Source organism: Streptomyces sp. NPDC012474 (assembly GCF_042955185.1).
GTDB classification, from domain to species: Bacteria; Actinomycetota; Actinomycetes; order Streptomycetales; family Streptomycetaceae; genus Streptomyces; species Streptomyces cahuitamycinicus.
This window is the reverse complement of sequence record NZ_JBIBEP010000001.1, coordinates 783014-801472: the sequence shown is the minus strand read 5'-3', so window position 1 is coordinate 801472 and position 18459 is coordinate 783014. Positions and strand designations below refer to the sequence as shown.

The window sequence follows — 18459 nt, the reverse complement described above, 5'->3', positions numbered from 1 at the left end:
AGGGTTACCGGGGTAGGAGATTTTTGCATGGAATGTGTGGCTCCTGTGAAGGGTGTTGCATCTGTTACTTCCGAACCCGGTCACTTCACGACCGTCGACCAGTCGGGTGACTGCGCCGGGTCCAGGCCGCGGAGCCGCTGCAGGGTTCCGGGCTTCTGCACGTCGAGCCAGTCGGCCAGTTCCCTGAAGGACACGCACTTGACGTCCTTCTTCGTGCACATGGCCTTGAAGACCCGGTCGACGGCCCGCATGTAGATGCCGCCGTTCCAGTCCTCGAAGTGGTTCCCGATGAACAGCGGGGCGCGGCTGCCGTAGTACACGCGATTGAAGCCGGACATGTAGGAGGCGACGGTCTGCTCTTCCCACTGGGGGTAGTTCGCCGGGTCGCCCTCGGTCTCACCCTCGGACTGGTTGTAGAGGAAGTTGAAGTCCATCGACAGGCCCTGGTACTTGCCGCCCTCGTAGGGGAGCATCTGCAGCGGGAAATCCCATATGCCGTTCTTCTTGTGGGGCCATATCTGGAAGTCGCCCGCGGAGCTGGCGTCGTAGCGCCACTTGTAGTCCTTGGCGGCCTTCAGCAGGTTCTCCTGGCCCTCGAGGCAGGGCGCCCGGCCGCCGGTGACCTCCTTCCTGAAGTCGAACGGCAGCGGGTCGGCGTCCCGGAAGCCGGTGTTGGTCTTCCACTTCTCGGCGAAGTCGTAGAACTGGTCGATCTCGCTCTTCCACTCCGCGACGCTCCAGTCGCCGCCGCCCTCCTTGCCGCAGAAGTGGCCGTTGAAGTGGGTGCCGATCTCGTTGCCGCCCTGCCAGGCCTTGCCGAGCTGCTCCAGCGTGGTGCGGATGTGCTCGTCGGTGGCGAAGCTGATCGCCGCCGAGCCCTTGGAGTGCTGGGGCGGGGAGTAGAGGTCCTTCCTGCTCTTGGGCAGGAGGTAGATGCCCGTAAGGAAGAAGGTCATGTGGGCGTCGTACTCCTCGGCCAGCTCCCGGTAGTGCGCGAAGAGCCCGTCGTCGCCCTGCAGCGCGCCGTCCCAGGAGAAGACGACGAACTGGGGCGGCTTTTCGCCCGGTTTGAGGGGCACCGGCTTCAACTGGCCTTTCGGAGGGCCGGTGTAGGAGGTGGAGCCGTCCCCGAGGACCTTCGTCCTGCCGTCCCACTCGGGTTCCGGGTCCGGCTTCGCGGCGGGCTTCTGGCGGGCCCCGGAGGAAGCGGTCGGGGTGGTGGTGTCCGAGCCGGTCAGCAGCAGATAGCCCGCGACCAGGGACGCGACGACGAGGAGGGCCGCCAGGGTCAGCATCCCCGGGGGCGCGGTGCGGCGGGGGGCGCGGGGCCGTCGGCGGCGGCCGGAGGGCGGTGTCATACGCGGCTCATTCTGCGAAGGGGGTGGGGGTACGGGGCGGTGCCGGGCGCGGGGTCAGCCGATGCCGCGGGCACCGGAGAAGATGCGGTACGGGACGCTGTCGTCGAGGGAGCCCGCGATCCCGTCCAGCGGCAGGGGTTCCAGGCTCTTGCCGAGGTCGATCCGGTAGGCCACCACGGCCGTCGACACGGAGTCGGCGGTGCCGACGTACCAGGCGGCCGTGTCGTTCTGCGTGGTGCCGGCCTTCCCGGCCACCGTGACGGGCTTCCCGGCCACCGTGACGGGCTTCCCGGCCACCGTGACGGGCTTCCCGGCCACCGTGGCGGCCGGGTCCGCCCCCGGGCGGGCGGTGCGGAAGGCGTCCGTGAGGGCGGACTGGACCGCCGCGGCCACGCTCGCCTTCACCGCACGGCGGGACGCGGGCTTCGTCAGCGCGATCTCGGAGCCGTTGCGGGTGATGCGGGACACCGAGTACGGCTCGACGTGCTTGCCGGCGGCGGCGAACGTGGCGTATCCGCCGGCCATGCGGATCGCGCTGGGCGTGGCACTGCCCAGGGACATCGCGGGCACCTGCGGGCCGAAGCTGGAGGAGAGCAGGCCGGCCCGCTGGGCGGTGTCCCGCACCCGGTCCAGGCCGGTGTCCATGCCGAGCTGCATGAACGGCGTGTTCACCGAAAGGGCCAGCGCCCGGCTCAGGCTGATCCGCCCGTACGACTTCCCGCCGTCGTTGTGGGAGGTGACCTGCTTGCCGCCGCGGTCCCAGTAGGGGCCCTCGGGCGTCGTGACGGCGATGCCGTCGTCCCCGTCGTACAGCGTCTGCGGGGTGACCTCCGTGGCGGCGCCGTCCCGGGTCTTGTGCACGCCGTGCTCCAGGGCGGCGGCGTAGACGAAGGGCAGGAAGGCCGAACCGGCGGGCACGGTGGTCGCGTTCGACTCGTTGTAGCCCTGGGTGCGGTGGTCGGGACCGCCGTGGACGGCGAGGATCCGCCCGTCGGTGGCCACCGAGGAGGCGCCGAAGTGCAGGGCCTTCGCCTTGGCCGCGTCCTTCTTCCGCGCCTTCTTCCGGGCCTCGGCCACGGCGTCGGTGAGCGCGGTCTCCTGCTCGCGGTCGAAGGTCGTGTAGATCTGCAAGCCGCCGAAGTCGAACTCCTTGTCCGAGAGGCGCGCCGCCTTCTTGGCGTACCGGGCGGCCAGTTCCACGAGGTAGTCGCTCTGCTTGCCGGTGTCGAACCCGGGCGCCCGCTTGAGCGGTTCGGGGAACTCCGTGTACCGGGCCCGCTCGGCCTCCGACAGGGTGCCGATCTCGGCCATGCGGTCGAGGATCCAGGACCAGCGCTCCACGGCCCGGGCATGGTTGGCCTCGCCCAGGGCCGGGTCGTAGAGCCCCGCGCCCTTGAGGAGGGACGCGAGGAAGGCGGCCTCGCTGACGTCGAGCTCGCCGACGTCCTTGCCGTAGTAGGCCTGGGCGGCGCGCTGGATGCCGTAGGTGCCGCGGCCGAACCAGCTCGTGTTGAGGTACCCCTCCAGGATGTCGTCCTTGCTCATCCCGTTGTCGAGCTTGAGGGCGAGCATGGCCTCGGTGAACTTGCGGCCGACCGAGCGGTCCTGGTTGAGGTAGACGTTCTTGACGTACTGCTGCGTGATGGTGGAGCCGCCCTGGGTGTCTCCCTGGCCGACGGTGCGCCACAGGGCGCGGGCGAGGCCGCTGAGGGATATGCCGGGGTCGCTGTAGAAACTGGCGTTCTCGGCCGCCAGCACCGCGTCGCGGACGTCCTCCGGGATGTCCTCCAGCGGCATCGCCTGCCGCCGCACCCAGCCGGTGCGGGCCATGGGCGTCCCGTCGGACCAGAAGTAGACGTTGTCCTGCTGGGTGGCGTACGAGTTGAGGTTGTCCGGGATGTCGGTGGCGGCGTAGGCGGAGCCGAGGAGGACGACGGTCAGGCCGGTGAACGCCAGCGCGGCGCCGAGCCACTGCCGCAAGGAGGGCGCCCAGCGCCGCCAGCCGGCGCGGTCGGCGTGCGGGTAACGGGGCCTGAGGCGGCGGGCGTCGGACGCGACGCGGGCGGCGAACCGTGTCAGCCCCGGGCCCGCGACGGGGAGTCGGGACAGCAGGGAGGCACGGGGGGCCTTGCGTCGGCGGCGCGCCCTGCCGGGACGGCCGCCGTCCGGCGCCGTGCCGGGGCGTGGGTTCGCGCTGCCGGTCGTGGCGGCCGGCGTCTTCGCGTTGCGATTCGTGGCCGCGCGTGGGTTCGCGTTGCCGGTCGCGGCCGGCTCGACGGCGCGCAACAGCATGGTCTCGTCCGCGTTCGGGAAAGCGGGAACCTTCAACTGCATGGTCTCGTCCGATTCCCGCCCAGCCTTGGACACGGCTGTGTCTCCCTCCCGCTCACGGTGGTGCTCGCGCGGAAGGGCATGGCTGCCGTGGTGACGGCAGCGAGCCCTCACGTTTCCCCCGCCTTCACGGCTCCTCGCGGCCTTCGAAAGCTATCAGCGGCCTTTACAGTTCCTCCACACCGGTACGGCAAGAGTGATCAAACAGAATCCCGGAGGGCGGTACTTCCGTCGTCGCGGATTAACCTGTCCCCATGCCTCGTTACGAGTACCGCTGCCGGACCTGCGGCGACACCTTCGAACTCAGCCGTCCCATGGCGGAGTCCTCCGCCCCCGCGGCCTGCCCCTCCGGTCATGAGGACTCGGTGAAGCTCCTCTCCACGGTCGCGGTCGGAGGATCGGTCTCCGCCCCGGCACCGGCGCCCCGCGCGGGCGGCGGTGGGGGCGGCTGCTGCGGAGGCGGCTGCTGCGGCTGACGCCTTTCCTCAGGAGTCCTTCAGCTTCGGTTCCCTAACGTGGCGGCATGACAGCCATCGCAGCGGACGCCGGACCGCAGTGGGTCAACGACCTGATGGACGCGCTGGGCGCGCCGGGTGCCGGTCTCGCCATCGCCCTGGAGAACCTGTTCCCGCCGCTGCCCAGCGAGGTGATCCTGCCGTTGGCCGGGTTCGCCGCGAGCAGCGGCCGGATGAGCCTGCTCGCCGCCCTGCTGTGGACGACGGCCGGCTCGGTGATCGGCGCGCTCGCGCTGTACGGAGTCGGGGCCCTGCTCGGCCGTGACCGGACGGTGGCGATCGCGGCCCGGCTGCCGCTGGTGAAGGTCTCGGACATCGAGAAGACCGAGGCGTGGTTCCTCAAGCACGGCACCAAGGCCGTCTTCTTCGGCCGGATGATCCCGATCTTCCGCAGCCTGATCTCCGTGCCGGCGGGTGTGGAGCGCATGCGTCTGCCGGTGTTCCTGGGGCTGACCACCCTGGGCAGCGCGATCTGGAACACGGCGTTCGTGCTCGCGGGTTACTTCCTCGGCGCCAACTGGCACCAGGTGACGGACATCGTCTCCACCTACTCCAAGGTGGTCCTCGCCGTGGCGGCGGTAGCTGTCCTTGTGTTCATAGCCCTGCGGCTGCTGCGACGCCCCAAAGGGGCGCGGGGCCATGTCGATCAGCGGCTCCGCCGCGAAGCGCGACAAGCCGCCACGCCGCCGCACCCGCGCGACGACCAGGACACCCGAGTCCTCAGGCGCCCCGTACTGCCCCCAGAAACTCGCGCAGGATCCGCTCCCCGGCCAGGACACCCCGGTCGGGAAGCACCCTGATCGAGGGGGCCGTGAAGCCGGCGTCAGCCAGCTCCCCGTGGCCGGGCCGCCAGCCCAGGTCCGCCGCGAGGAGCAGGTCGGTGTCGAGCAAGGAGTCACCCGCGGCGAGCGTGAGATCGGCCCCGGTCCGCCGGGCGACCTCCCGCATGGCCGAGCTCTTGGTGAGCGGCTTGGGAACGGCGTAGATCTTGCGGCCCTGGAGGGACACGGTCCAGCCGCGGTTCTCCGCCCACACCGCGAGTTCCTTCACCCAGTCCTCGTCGAGCAGTTCACGCTCGACGACGAGATAGGCGAACAGGTCGTCGGCGACGCGGTGCTTGCGCACCCAGACCGGGTCGGCGGCCCTCAGCAGGTGCTCCTGCACCTCGGCCAGGGGCGCGCACTGGTCGGCCAGCCGTGCGGTGACCCGCGCGTGCCAGTCGGGGTCGGAGACGCCGTCCACCAGGAGGTGGCCGCCGTTCGCGCAGATCGCGTACGTGGGCTGCGGACCCGGCAGGTTGATGCGCTGGTACTGCTTGCGCGTCCGGGTCGTCGTCGGCACGAACACGGCCGCGTCGCCCAGCTCGGTGAGGAGCCGGGCCGCCGTCTCCGTCATGTAGGACAGCGGCTTGCTCTCGTGCACCTCGACGCACAGCAGCCGCGGGGCCCGCGGGTCCGGCATGGTCAGCGCCAGGGCGGCGGCGGAGTAGATCAGGGTGCGGTCGAGGTCGCTCGCGACGAGTGCGGGCATCAGCGGGTCACCGCCTTGCCGTCGGCGCCGGTCGCGCCCCGGGTGTACTTGGGGTGGATCAGGCCGACGCAGGTGTAGGGCAGTGCGTCGACCTCCTCGACGGGCACGCCGCGCTGCTCGGCCAGCAGGCGTACGTGGTCCAGGTCGCTGCCCGCCCCGGCGCGTGCCAGGACCTTCCAGGGCACGCGGCGCAGCATGACCCGGGTGGTCTCGCCGACTCCGGGCTTGACCAGGTTCACGTCGTGGATGGCGTACTCCTCGCTGATGCGCTCGACGGCGGCCCAGCCCTCCCAGGTGGGCGAGCGGTCGGTCGCGAGCAGTTCCTTGGCCTGGGCGCAGGCGGCGTCGGTGACCTCGGGGAAGCGGGCCGACACGGCGTCCAGGAAGGCCACCGAGACGTCGGTGGCGGCGAGTTCGCGGTAGAACTTCGCGCCGTGGAAGTCGTGCGGGCCGACCAGGTCCGCGCGCAGCACCGTCCGTGAGATCAGGCCGGAGACGGTGGAGTTGAGGCAGGCGGAGGGGATGAGGAAGTCCTCGCGGGTGCCGTAGGTGCTCACGCAGGAGCCCGGGTCGGCCAGGACCGCGATCTCGGGGCTGAAGCCGGTGACGCCGTCCGACTTCTCGAACTCCTCCAGCGCCTGGGCGAGTTCGCGGGTGATGGCGCCCTTGCCGGTCCAACCGTCGACGAAGACGACGTCCCGGGGGTCGTGGTGCTCGGCGAGCCAGCGCAGCGCGTTGGCGTCGATGCCCCGGCCGCGGACGATCGACACGGCGTAGTGCGGCAGGTCGAGGCCGTGCCGGTGCTGGGCCCAGCGGCGCATGAGGATGCCGACGGGCGTCCCGGCACGGGCCAGGGAGACCAGCACGGGACGCGGGGACCGCTCGGCGAGGACCGTCTCGGTGACGACGCCGACCGCCTGGGCGATACGGGCCGCCGACTCCTCCAGCGCGGCGTGGAACAGCTCCTGGTACTGCTCGCTGGGCTGGTACTCCACGGGCAGCGACTCCGCGTAGTGCGCGCCGCCGCTCTGGATCGCCTCCTCGCGCTCCTCGGTCGGCGCCTCCAGCGTCACGTCCGAGAGGTCCTGGAGCAGCCAGCCGACCTCCTCGGGCGCGTACGAGGAGAAGGCGGGGCCGCGGAGGGGCTCGGGCAGCATGGAGGGCCTTTCGGGGGCGTACGACGGTATGACGGCGAGGAGGACCCGCGGGGTGTGCGGGGCGAGGCGGGCCAGCAGACCGTCGGGCGCGTGCAGCGCCGGGGTGTCCCCGGCCGAGTCGACTACCGCGACGACGGCGTCGAAGCCGGCGCCCGCGACGTTGTAGGCGTAGCGCTCACCGGGGCCGTCGGCGGGGTCGTCGTGGGCGGGGAAGGCGAGGCGGGTGCGTATCGCGTAACCGGGGTCGTCGACGGCGAGGACGGGCGAGCGGGTGGTGGTGGAGTAGCGGACCTCGATGCCGGTGGTCCGCTCCAGCTCGCGGGCGAGTCTGAGCGGGGCGTACATCAGCTCTTCGAAGCCGAGGACGTGGACGCGGCGGGCGTGATGAGGCAAGGCCTCCGCGATCCGGGCCGCCATCGCGGGCAGGGCGGCTTCCAGCCGGGCGCGGTGGGAGGGCGTGAACCCGTGCCGGGCGCCGTCCGGCAGGTCGGCGGGCCAGTGCAGGTCGATGCGGTCGTAGTCCCGCTGCGGGCCGGTGGGGGCTTGTCGCGCGGTTCCCCGCGCCCCTGAGGAGTCGCCCTCCTGGTCGGCTTCGACGGCAACGCCGCTGTTCGCGGCACTCTCCGCCTCGTACCGCGCCACCAGCTCCTGCCCCTTCTCCAGCACCCCCTCGGGCAGCCGTACCGTGCCCGAGGCCGCTGCCACGAGGTCCACCCGCGCACCGATCTCGCGGGCGAACTCCTCCAGCCGCCCCGCGTCGGCGGCGGACCGCATGTCCACCAGCGCCACCACGACGTACCGCCGCCGCGGATACCGCCCATGAAGATCACGGACGGTGTTCAGCACCGTGTTCCCGGTGGAGAACTCGTCGTCGACCAGGACCAGCGGCCCGTCGCCGGTGAGCAGCGCCCGGTCCTCCGGCAGCAGCAGGTGCGAGGTCGCGTGGGAGTGGGACTCCTCGAAACCGCCGGCCTGGGCGACACCGGCGACCGGGCGGCGGGTGGAGTGCAGGTAGGGGGCGAGGCCCAGCCCGTCGGCGACACTGTGGCCGAGGCCGGTCGCGGTCTCGGCGTAGCCGAGCACGACGGCCCTGCGGGCCTCGTCGTCGCCCAGCAGGTCACGCACCCGGCGGCCGAGCTCGACCCCGTAGCCGTACACGACGGACGGCGACTGCGGTACGTGCTTGCCCAGGACGTTCGACACCAGCAGGTGGGCCCGCTTGGGGTTGCGGCGCAGCGCCAGCCCCAGCAGGCCGGTCAGCCGGCCGTCACCGGCGAGCTCGACGCCGAGCCGCTCGGCGACCCAGCTGCCGGACCAGACGCCGCCGGTCGCGTCGGCCGGCCCGGCCGGCGCATCGTCGCGCACCTCGCGGTGCTCCCCCTCGTTCACTGCCTTCTCCATGAACCCTTCGAATCCTCGGAAGCCGTGCGGTCAGCCCGGCAGCCCCGCCGCCAGCAGTTCCACGAAGCCGATGTCCTGGTTCGCCACGCCGAAAACCTCGGCACGCAGCAGCGTCCGCTCGGCCCAGGCCCGGTGCGGCTTCACCTCGTTCATCTTGTTCGTGTACGCCGATCTCAGCACACCCCCGCCGCCGCGCTCGGGGCGCAGGATGTCCTGGGCGTCCGTGAACTCCTCGTGGCTGACAACCGACAGGGCGTGCACCGGCAGCACGTGCGAGGGGTGGATGCAGGTCTTGCCCAGCAGTCCGTTGGCGTGGTCCAGGGAGATCTCCCTCAGCAGGCCGTCCATGGCGTGCTCAATCAGCTTCTCGCGCAGTTCCGCGGCCTGCACCTCCAGGAAGGGGCTCTGCCGCAGCAGCGGCTTGAACATGCGCTCCTGGACCCGGAAGTACTCCCACACGGGCCCGGTGACGGTGAAGCCGGTGCCGTCGGCGCGGCCCAGCATGTTCACCACGTCGGCGATCACGGAGGCGACGATCTGCACGTCGTAGGCCGTCATGTCGGGGCCTCTGCGCAGTCCGTAGGAGGAGCAGAAGTCCGTCACGCCGAGGCGCAGGGCGAGGACGCGGTCGCGGTACTTGTCGACGGCCCGGGAGATGCCCTCCAGGGTCTCCACGCGCGATTCCCGGTAGAGCAGCTCCGGGGACTCCAGCACAGGCATGGCGAAAAGACGACGGCCGCTTTCGGCCTCGGCGGTGGCCAGGGCTTCGAGGAAGGGGATGCCGCGTTCCTCGGTGAACTTGGGCAGGACGAATCCGGACAGCAGCCCGGCGGCGGGGCCGAGGCGGCGTACCAGGTCGGGGATCTGTTCGGGGGCGCGGACCCGGATGAACAGCAGCGGCGGGTCGGCGTCCGGCAGGTCGTCGAGGGCGGTGATCTGGCGGACGAGGTTCTCCTCGCCGGGGCCGACGTCCGCGTCGTCGATCGAGTCCTCCAGGCACAGCACCATCGAGACCACACCGCGCCCGGCCTGCTTGAGGACGTCGTCGGCCAGGCGTGGCCGGGTGGCCGGGCTGTACAGGGTGGCGCCCAGGGCGACCGAGAGCAGACGGGCCGGCGAGCCCGGGGTGAACACACACGGCTCGCGGAAGAAGAGACGCTTCCGCACCTCAGGGGCGATGTGCCCGAAATGACGCATGAAACTCCCCCGTGGTGATGGTGCGGCCTGCGAATCGTCGAAAGCTGGCCGGTAATAGTACGTAGATGTCCATGTCAGAGGTTCCCATGACGCATGAATTTCAGGTAACGCGGGCAAGCACAGCCAGGCCCGGCCATGACGACGGTAGTCCGCGACGGCCGTCGGCGCCGCTCGTGACCGCGGCCCCCGCGTTGTCGTGAGCAGGACCGAGAGGGCAGGATGACCGCATGACGCACGCCATGCTGAAGGGGTCGAACGTCCCGCTGGAAGCCACCACGGTACGCGCCGTGCTGCGCTGGACACCCGGGCAGGGGGTTCCGGACGTCGACGCCTCCGCGCTGCTCCTCGGCCCCGAGGGTCGTGTGCGCTCCGACGAGGACTTCGTCTTCTACAACCAGCCCCGGCACCCGGCCGGGAAGGTGTGGCGGCTCGGCAAGAAGCGGGTCGCCGAGGGCCTGACCGACACGATCCAGACGGATCTCACCGGTGTCGAGTCCGAGGTCGGCCGGATTCTGCTGGTCGCATCGGCGGACGGCGTGACGTTCGACCGCGTGCGGGAGCTGCGCATCCTGCTGTACGACGCGGCGGACACCGACGCCGAGGCGCTGGCGTATTTCGACGTCACGCCGGAGACGGGCGAGGAGACCGCGCTGATCTGCGGTGAGCTGTACCGGCGCGGGGAGGGCTGGAAGTTCCGGGCGCTGGGCGAGGGCTATTCGAACGGGCTGAAGGGGCTCGCGACCGACTTCGGCATCTCGGTGGACGAGTCGGAGGCGGCGGCGGAGGCGGAGGCGGAGGCGGCGACCACGACGGTCCCCGCGCCCCCCACCACGAACACGGCCGCGCAGCCGACGACGGCGGGCACCGCCCAGCCGCCCCCCGAGGTCTCCGTGCCGCTGCCTCCGGAGCAGCCGACCGCGGCGCCCGGCCGGCCCGACTACGGATATCCGCAGCAGCCGCCGGCGACGCAGCCTGCCTACGGCTACCCGCAGACCACCGGCCGGCCCGCGTACGGCTACCCCCAGGCACCGGCAGCGGCGGGTGCCGCGGTGGCGCAGACCGGCTACGGCTACCCGCCGCCGGTCACCGCGGCCCCCGACCCGGACTTCGGGCTGCCCCCGCAGGGCCCGCAGTTCGTCGGGCGCTGAGCAGAGCTCCGGGGCGGGGCCCCTCGGGGCTCCGCGGTCAGCGGCCGACTTTGGTCTTGTATCCGCGCCCCCACTGCAGACCCCACCCGTACAAGCGGTCGAGCTCGGCCTGGAAGCCGTAGACGAACTTCGCCTCGCGGCGGACGATGATCTCGTTCTTCACCTTCTCGATCATGACGACGGCGCAGGAGCGGGCCTGCGGCTGGCGTTCGTCCAGGTGGATCTCGATGCGGGGGCCGTTGCTCGGGTAGAGGGTGACGATGGCGTGGGCGCGGTCGAAGGCGGGCGTCTGGTCGTAGATGTAGACGAACACCAGCAGCCGCTTGATGTCGTCGCGGTGGTCGAGGTTGATGTACATCGTCTCGCCGGACGCGGAGCCGAAGCGGTCGTCGCCGCTGAGCTTGACGTAGGGCGCGGCGTTGGTTTCCCCGAAGTAGCCGCCGAGGGGCTGCACGACGCCCTTGCTGCCGTCCTGGAGTTCGTAGAGGCAGCCGAGGTCGAGGTCGACGTTGACCATGCTCTGGCTGTGGCCGACGACCTCGGGGGGCTTGAGGGCCCGGAAGGGATGGCGCAGCAGGCTCTCGCGCTGCGAGCCGCCGAAGTCGGAGGTGCGCATCCGCCAGCTGAGGTTGACGCGCAGATGGCCGGTGGCCGCGCCCTGTTTGGTCAGTGATATCTGTGCGCGCCGCTTGGTCAGCTCGATCGCGTTGGTCGACGCGTCGCCCGAGTCGAACTGCGCCTCGCGCCCACGCCGAAGTCCGTCGAACAGGCCCATTCCGCCCCCACGTTCACTCGGAGACCGCAGGTCATCACCGTACCCACGGCCCATGACGGCCGACGGGGCGGCCGCCGAGGAGTCCTCGGCGGCCGCCCCGCACAGAGCGTTCCTCACCCGGAGGGGTGTCACACCCCGGAGGAGACCTCAGTCTTCGAGTCCGATCCGGCGTCCCCTTCGGCCGCCGCGATGGCGCGGTTGCGGCGGACGGAGGACCAGAAGGACCAGGCGATCAGGATCACGCCGACGGAGCCGGTGATGAACTCGTTGATCTCGTACCGGATGGTGACGAGCAGGATCATGGCGAGCGCGCCGATCGCGTAGTGCGCGCCGTGCTCCAGGTAGACGTAGTCGTCGAGGGTGCCCTGGCGGACCAGGTAGACCGTCAGCGACCGGACGTACATGGCGCCGATGCCGAGGCCGAGGGCCATGAGGACGATGTCGTTGGTGATGGCGAAGGCGCCGATGACGCCGTCGAAGGAGAAGGACGCGTCCAGGACCTCGAGGTAGAGGAACATGAAGAACGCGGCCTTGCCGGCGACGACGACCGCGGAGCGCGGCTTGCCGGAACGGACGGCCGCTTCCTCCGCCTCGTGCTCGCGTTCCTCCTCCTCTTCGAGCTTGTCCTCGAAGTAGCCGGAGAGACCGCCGACGATCATGTAGGTGATCAGGCCGCCGATACCGGCGAGCAGAACCGTCTCCGCCTTGTCGACGTGCGTGCCGCCGTGCTGGTGGGCCTGGGTCGCGAAGGTCATCGCCGAGATGAGCAGGACGATCAGCGCGATGCAGACCGACAGCATGTCGACCTTGCCGAGCTTGGCCAGCGGCCGCTCGAGCCACTTGAGCCACTTGATGTCCCGGTCCTCGAAGATGAAGTCCAGGAAGATCATCAGCAGGAACATGCCGCCGAAGGCGGCGATCGACGGGTGGGCGTCGGTGACGTACTGCTGGTACTGGTCCTTGTCGGTGAGCGCGAGGTCGACGGCCTCGATCGGCCCGAGCTGTGCACTGAGGGCGACGATCACGACAGGGAAGACGAGCCGCATGCCGAAGACGGCGATCAGGATGCCGATGGTGAGGAAGATTTTCTGCCAGAAGGCACTCATCTTCTTCAGGATCCCGGCGTTGACCACCGCATTGTCGAAGGACAGCGAGATCTCGAGGACGGACAGGATCGCAACGACACCGAACGCGGTCCACCCTCCGTAGAAGATCGCTGCGACCAGGCCGAGCGCGGTGACCGCGAACGACCACCCGAAGGTTTTCAGAACCACTGGCTACCCAATCGTGTGTGTACGGGGCTCCCCCGCGCCGTACCCGGCTTTACGAAACTTTGAAGCCGAAGTCTAGTCGTCCCCCCTCAGCACCCCACTGGGCCCCGGTTTTTGCTCATAACGCGCGTTATGAGACGTTGACCCCGAAGTCCAGTGCGATGCCCCGCAGCCCCGACGCGTACCCCTGCCCCACGGCCCTGAACTTCCACTCGCCCTGATAGCGATAGAGCTCACCGAAGATCATCGCGGTCTCCGTGGAGGCGTCCTCGCTGAGGTCGTAGCGGGCGAGTTCCTGGCCGTCGGCCTGGTTGACCACGCGGATGAAGGCGTTGCTGACCTGGCCGAAGGTCTGGCCGCGCTCGTCGGCCATGTGGATCGAGACGGGGAACACGATCTTGTCGCACCCCGGCGGCACCTTGGGCAGGTCGATCAGGAGCGACTCGTCGTCGCCGTCGCCCTCGCCGGTGAGGTTGTCGCCGGTGTGCTCGACCGAGCCGTCCGGGCTCTTGAGCTGGTTGTAGAAGACGAAGTACTCGTCCCCGAGCACGCGCCCGCTGCTGCACATCAGAGCGCTGGCGTCGAGGTCGAAGGGCGCTCCGGTGGTGGAGCGCGCGTCCCAGCCGAGCCCGACCAGCACCTGAGTGAGGTTCGGCGCGGCCTTGGACAGGGAGACATTGCCCCCTTTGGCGAGCGTGACGCCCATGATGCTGTCCCTCCCCTTGGGGCCACAGGCCCGGTGGTGTCACTGAGGTGGTCCTGCACGTCCGGCGCCGCACATAAACCGTGCGGCGCCGGACAAGAAGACCTCGGAGCCCTGTCGCGGGGCCCTTCGGTGGTTCAGACGTTCACGCCGAAGTCCTGAGCGATGCCGCGCAGGCCCGAGGCGTAGCCCTGGCCGATGGCGCGGAACTTCCACTCCGCGCCGTGCCGGTAGAGCTCACCGAAGACCATGGCGGTCTCGGTGGAGGCGTCCTCGCTCAGGTCGTACCGGGCGATCTCGGCGCCGCCGGCCTGGTTCACGACGCGGATGAACGCGTTGCGCACCTGGCCGAAGGACTGCTGACGGGTCTCGGCGTCGTAGATCGACACCGGGAAGACGATCTTTTCCACGTCGGCCGGGACGGTGGCGAGATTGACCTTGATCTGCTCGTCGTCGCCCTCGCCCTCACCGGTGAGGTTGTCACCGGTGTGCTCCACGGAGCCGTCCGGGGTCTTGAGGTTGTTGAAGAAGATGAAGTGCTGGTCGTTGCCGACCTTGCCGGAGTTGTTCAGCAGCAGCGCGCTGGCGTCCAGGTCGAAGTCCGTGCCGGTCGTGGTGCGGACGTCCCACCCCAGACCGATGATGACCGCGGTCAGGCCCGGCGCCTCCTTGGTCAGCGAAACGTTGCCGCCCTTGCTGAGGCTGACTCCCACGAGTCCTCCATTGGTGTCCAGGGGCGGGATGCCCCGTTGTGCTCGGATGTCGGATCAACGACTCGATCCTAGTGACGGGTTCCCGCCCCTCGCAGGCCCTGGAGCCGACATTCGGCGGGTGTCGAGCGCATGCCGCCCGACCGGGTCACAGGGAGTCGAGCGCCTTCACGTAGTCGTTCAGGTCGCGCGCGTCCGGCAGGCCGTTGACGACGGTCCACCGCACGACGCCCTCCTTGTCGATGACGAAGGTGCCGCGCACGGCGCAGCCCTTGTCCTCGTCGAAGACGCCGTAGGCCCGCGAGACGTTGCCGTGCGGCCAGAAATCCGACAGCAGCGGGTACTCCAGGCCCTCCTGCTCGGCGAAGACGCGCAGGGTGTGGATGGAGTCGTTGGAGACGGCGAGCAGCTCGGTGTCGCGGTCGGAGAACTGCGGCAGGTTGTCGCGCAGCTCGCACAGCTCGCCGGTGCACACCCCGGTGAAGGCGAAGGGGTAGAAGAGCAGCACCACGTTCTTGCGGCCCCGGAAGTCGGACAGCTTCACGGCCCTGCCGTGGTTGTCCTTGAGCTCGAAGTCAGGGGCCTTCTCGCCGGCCTGGATCGGCATCGCTGTGGGTGTCCCTTCGTGGGGCTTTTCGGGTGGGACCACCCTACGCAGGCACCAGGACATGCCGATGGGCGGGCCGGCGACGCCGGCCCGCCCGCCGTACGACTACCGCTTGGACTTGGCGGCCTTGGGCGTGGCCAGCCGGCTGCCGCTCCAGTCCTTGCCGACGCTGACGCTCTTGGATGCCGTCAGACCCGCCGTGGTGGCGGCCTCCGAGATGTCGCTCGGCTCCACATAGCCCGAACGGCCGGTCTTCGGCGTGAGGAGCAGGATCGCGCCGCCCTCTTCGATGTACGTGGTGGCATCGACCAGCGAGTCCGTCAGGTCGCCGTCGTCGTCACGGAACCACAGCACAACGGCATCGGCCACGTCGTCATAGTCCTCGTCCACCAGGTCGGCCTCGATGATGCCCTCGATGGCCTTGCGGAGCTCCTGGTCCACGTCGTCGTCGTAGCCGATCTCCTGGACCACCTGCCCGGGCTGGAACCCCAGCCTGGCGGCAGGGTTCGTCCGCTCCTCCGCGTGGTCCGCGGTCGCGCTCACGGGTTGCCTCCTGATCATGTTTTGGGAATAACTCAGCCACGCGCGTGCGCGAAGCATTGGCCGTAGTCCACACGGGCGGGGCGGATCGCGCAAGTACCCGGCCGTTCAGACCGCCGAAACGGTGACGATCCTGGCGGTGTCACCGCAACTTCAGGCACACCATCATGGCCCGAGGTGACGCACACCACACCTTTCTGCCCCGTTTGGGCGTTTGGGAATCGTCTGTGGGTACGAGACTCGAAGGTATTCGCCCCATACGTCACGGAGTCGATCTCACGTCTGGGTTACCGCTGGGTAGAGATGACGTTTCCCGGCCCCTGGGTGGACCATGGGAGCGGCGCGCCCCCGGTGGCGACGCCCCGGCGACGACAGCGAAACAGCGGCCCTCGCAGGCCCTCTGACAGGTAAGGAACAGCGTGGCTTCCGCATCCGATCGCAACCCGATCATCATTGGCGGCCTTCCGAGTCAGGTTCCTGACTTCGATCCCGAAGAGACCCAGGAATGGCTCGACTCCCTGGACGCCGCCGTCGACGAGCGCGGCCGGGAACGAGCCCGCTATCTGATGCTGCGGCTGATCGAGCGGGCCCGCGAGAAGCGTGTGGCCGTGCCGGAGATGCGCAGCACGGACTACGTCAACACCATCCCCACCAAGAGCGAGCCGTTCTTCCCGGGCAACGAGGACATCGAGCGCAAGGTCCTGAACGCCACCCGCTGGAACGCCGCGGTGATGGTCTCCCGCGCCCAGCGCCCGGGCATCGGCGTCGGCGGCCACATCGCCACCTTCGCGTCCTCCGCCTCCCTCTACGACGTCGGCTTCAACCACTTCTTCCGCGGCAAGGACGAGGGCGACGGCGGAGACCAGGTCTTCTTCCAGGGGCACGCCTCCCCCGGCATCTACGCCCGCGCCTTCCTGCTGGACCGGCTCGGCGAGGAGCACCTGGACGGCTTCCGCCAGGAGAAGTCGAAGGCGCCGCACGCGCTGTCGTCGTACCCGCACCCGCGCTCGATGCCGGACTTCTGGGAGTTCCCGACGGTGTCGATGGGCCTCGGCCCGATCGGCGCGATCTACCAGGCGCGGATGAACCGCTACATGGAGGCGCGCGGGATCGCCGACACCTCGAAGTCGCACGTCTGGGCGTTCCTCGGTGACGGCGAGATGGACGAGCCGGAGTCGCTGGGCCAGCTGTCCATCGCCGCCCGCGAGGGCCTGGACAACCTCACGTTCGTCGTCAACTGCAACCTCCAGCGCCTCGACGGCCCGGTGCGGGGCAACGGAAAGATCATCCAGGAGCTGGAGTCGATCTTCCGCGGCGCCGGCTGGAACGTGATCAAGCTGGTCTGGGACCGCAGCTGGGACCCGCTGCTCGCCCAGGACCGCGACGGCGTGCTGGTCAACAAGATGAACACCACGCCGGACGGGCAGTTCCAGACGTACGCCACGGAGACCGGCGCGTACATCCGCGACCACTTCTTCGGTGACGACCACCGGCTGCGGGCGATGGTCGAGGGCATGACCGACGACCAGATCCTGCACCTGGGCCGCGGCGGTCACGACCACAAGAAGATCTTCGCGGCGTACAAGGCGGCCGCGGAGCACAAGGGCCAGCCGACGGTGATCCTCGCCAAGACGATCAAGGGCTGGACGCTGGGCCCGAACTTCGAGGGCCGCAACGCCACGCACCAGATGAAGAAGCTGACGGTCGACGACCTCAAGCGCTTCCGCGACCGTCTGCACCTGCCGATCCCGGACAAGGAGCTGGAGTCCGGCGTGCCGCCGTACTACCACCCGGGCCGGGACTCGGAGGAGATCCAGTACATGCACGACCGCCGCAAGGGTCTCGGTGGTTACGTCCCCACGCGCGTGGTCCGCTCCAAGCCGCTGGCGCTGCCGGAGGACAAGACGTACGCGACCGTGAAGAAGGGCTCGGGTCAGCAGTCCATCGCGACGACGATGGCCTTCGTCCGGCTCCTGAAGGACCTCATGCGGGACAAGGAGATCGGCAAGCGCTTCGTGCTGATCGCACCGGACGAGTACCGCACGTTCGGTATGGACTCCTTCTTCCCGAGCGCGAAGATCTACAACCCGCTCGGCCAGCAGTACGAGTCGGTCGACCGCGATCTGCTGCTCGCCTACAAGGAGGCGCCGAACGGCCAGATGCTGCACGACGGCATCTCCGAGGCGGGCTGCACGGCGTCGCTGATCGCCGCCGGCTCGGCCTACGCCACGCACGGCGAGCCGCTCATCCCGGTCTACGTCTTCTACTCGATGTTCGGTTTCCAGCGCACCGGCGACCAGTTCTGGCAGATGGCGGACCAGCTGGCGCGCGGATTCGTCCTGGGCGCGACCGCCGGGCGTACGACCCTGACCGGTGAGGGCCTGCAGCACGCGGACGGCCACTCGCAGCTGCTGGCCTCCACGAACCCGGGCTGCGTCGCCTACGACCCGGCGTTCGGCTTCGAGATCGCCCACATCGTCAAGGACGGCCTGCGCCGGATGTACGGCTCCTCCGAGGAGCACCCGCACGGCGAGGACGTCTTCTACTACCTGACCGTCTACAACGAGCCCACCCAGCACCCCGCCGAGCCGGACAACGTGGACGTCGACGGCATCCTCAAGGGCCTCTACCGGTTCAGCGAGGGCACGGCCGGTGAGCTCCCGGCGCAGGTCCTGGCGTCCGGTGTCGCGCTGCCCTGGGCCGTCGAGGCGCAGAGGATCCTGGCCGAGGACTGGAACGTCAAGGCGGACGTCTGGTCGGCGACCTCCTGGAACGAGCTGCGGCGCGAGGCCGTGAGCTGCGAGGAGCACAACCTGCTGCACCCCGAGGAGGAGCAGCGGGTGCCGTACGTGACGCGCAAGCTCGCGGACGCGCGGGGGCCGGTCGTGGCCGTGTCCGACTGGATGCGGGCGGTGCCGGACCAGATCGCGCGCTGGGTGCCGCAGACGTACCAGTCGCTCGGCGCGGACGGCTTCGGCTTCGCGGACACGCGGGGCGCCGCCCGGCGCTTCTTCCACATCGACGCGCAGTCGATCGTGGTGGCGGTGCTGACCGAGCTGGCCCGCGAGGGCAAGGTCGACCGCTCCGTGCTCAAGCAGGCCATCGACCGGTACCAGCTGCTCGACGTGTCGGCCGCCGACCCGGGAGCGGCGGGCGGCGACGCGTAGGGCGCCGAGGGCGGTTCACGTGGGGCGGCACCCTGAGAGGTGCCGCCCC

The 18459-nt window shown here is 69.8% G+C and carries 15 protein-coding genes; 4 read left to right on the top strand and 11 right to left on the bottom strand.

Going from position 1 to position 18459, the window contains the following annotated elements; translation table 11 throughout:
- Positions 1-80: 80 nt before the first annotated feature.
- Both ACFY9S_RS03555 and ACFY9S_RS03550 read right to left on the bottom strand, forming a co-directional pair.
- Entirely contained in the window at positions 81-1358 is a 1278-nt protein-coding gene (locus tag ACFY9S_RS03555) for a hypothetical protein (RefSeq protein ID WP_391122274.1), read from the bottom strand.
- 54 nt (positions 1359-1412) lie between these two features.
- On the bottom strand, positions 1413-3725 hold the full coding sequence (locus ACFY9S_RS03550) for a transglycosylase domain-containing protein (RefSeq protein ID WP_391122271.1): 2313 nt from the start codon (positions 3723-3725) through the stop codon (positions 1413-1415).
- A 218-nt stretch (positions 3726-3943) separates the two neighbouring features.
- Here ACFY9S_RS03550 and ACFY9S_RS03545 point away from each other — a divergent pair, with 218 nt between their 5' ends.
- The gene (locus tag ACFY9S_RS03545; protein WP_391122268.1) at positions 3944-4165 is read left to right on the top strand and encodes an FmdB family zinc ribbon protein; all 222 of its coding nucleotides are present in this window, start codon (positions 3944-3946) and stop codon (positions 4163-4165) included.
- A gap of 47 nt (positions 4166-4212) precedes the next feature.
- Positions 4213-5004, top strand: a complete 792-nt coding sequence (locus ACFY9S_RS03540) for a VTT domain-containing protein (RefSeq protein WP_391122265.1) — start codon at positions 4213-4215, stop codon at positions 5002-5004.
- On the opposite strand, the gene ACFY9S_RS03535 is transcribed toward ACFY9S_RS03540, so the two are convergent.
- Genes ACFY9S_RS03535 through ACFY9S_RS03525 form a run of 3 tightly spaced genes read right to left on the bottom strand, consistent with a single transcriptional unit; the run spans position 4925 to position 9489 of the window.
- Positions 4925-5734 carry an HAD family hydrolase gene (locus ACFY9S_RS03535; RefSeq protein WP_391122262.1) on the bottom strand — a complete coding sequence of 270 codons (810 nt, stop codon included), beginning with the start codon at positions 5732-5734 and terminating at the stop codon, positions 4925-4927. The two genes, ACFY9S_RS03540 and ACFY9S_RS03535, sit on opposite strands and share 80 nt — an antisense overlap.
- Positions 5734-8292 (bottom strand): phosphoribosyltransferase domain-containing protein, encoded by a 2559-nt coding sequence (locus ACFY9S_RS03530; RefSeq protein WP_391122259.1) that lies wholly within the window; start codon positions 8290-8292, stop codon positions 5734-5736. Before ACFY9S_RS03530 ends, ACFY9S_RS03535 begins: the two co-directional genes overlap by 1 nt.
- A 30-nt stretch (positions 8293-8322) precedes the next feature.
- Entirely contained in the window at positions 8323-9489 is a 1167-nt protein-coding gene (locus ACFY9S_RS03525; RefSeq protein ID WP_391122256.1) for an HpcH/HpaI aldolase/citrate lyase family protein, read from the bottom strand.
- Between the two features lie 227 nt (positions 9490-9716).
- Between ACFY9S_RS03525 and ACFY9S_RS03520 the strand changes: the two genes are divergently transcribed.
- A complete protein-coding gene (locus ACFY9S_RS03520; RefSeq protein WP_391122253.1) occupies positions 9717-10637 on the top strand; it encodes a TerD family protein in 921 nt (306 codons plus the stop codon).
- Between the two features lie 37 nt (positions 10638-10674).
- Here ACFY9S_RS03520 and ACFY9S_RS03515 read toward each other — a convergent pair whose 3' ends face one another.
- From ACFY9S_RS03515 to ACFY9S_RS03490, 6 genes are all read right to left on the bottom strand, one after another.
- Positions 10675-11412, bottom strand: coding sequence for a Tellurium resistance (locus ACFY9S_RS03515; protein WP_391122251.1), 738 nt, complete (start codon positions 11410-11412; stop codon positions 10675-10677).
- Between the two features lie 128 nt (positions 11413-11540).
- A complete protein-coding gene (locus tag ACFY9S_RS03510) occupies positions 11541-12686 on the bottom strand; it encodes a DUF475 domain-containing protein (RefSeq protein ID WP_391122248.1) in 1146 nt (381 codons plus the stop codon).
- Between the two features lie 127 nt (positions 12687-12813).
- Positions 12814-13389: a TerD family protein gene (locus tag ACFY9S_RS03505; RefSeq protein ID WP_102908924.1), complete on the bottom strand. Its 576-nt coding sequence runs from the start codon at positions 13387-13389 to the stop codon at positions 12814-12816.
- 134 nt (positions 13390-13523) lie between these two features.
- Complete coding sequence (locus ACFY9S_RS03500; protein WP_031131329.1) at positions 13524-14099, bottom strand: TerD family protein; 576 nt, start codon at positions 14097-14099, stop codon at positions 13524-13526.
- A gap of 145 nt (positions 14100-14244) precedes the next feature.
- The gene (locus ACFY9S_RS03495) at positions 14245-14703 is read right to left on the bottom strand and encodes a redoxin domain-containing protein (RefSeq protein ID WP_391122245.1); all 459 of its coding nucleotides are present in this window, start codon (positions 14701-14703) and stop codon (positions 14245-14247) included.
- Between the two features lie 105 nt (positions 14704-14808).
- Positions 14809-15246: a DUF3052 domain-containing protein gene (locus tag ACFY9S_RS03490; RefSeq protein WP_031104104.1), complete on the bottom strand. Its 438-nt coding sequence runs from the start codon at positions 15244-15246 to the stop codon at positions 14809-14811.
- A 416-nt stretch (positions 15247-15662) separates the two neighbouring features.
- Here ACFY9S_RS03490 and aceE point away from each other — a divergent pair, with 416 nt between their 5' ends.
- The gene (gene aceE / locus ACFY9S_RS03485) at positions 15663-18410 is read left to right on the top strand and encodes a pyruvate dehydrogenase (acetyl-transferring), homodimeric type (protein WP_391122242.1); all 2748 of its coding nucleotides are present in this window, start codon (positions 15663-15665) and stop codon (positions 18408-18410) included.
- The last annotated feature ends 49 nt before the right edge of the window (positions 18411-18459 follow it).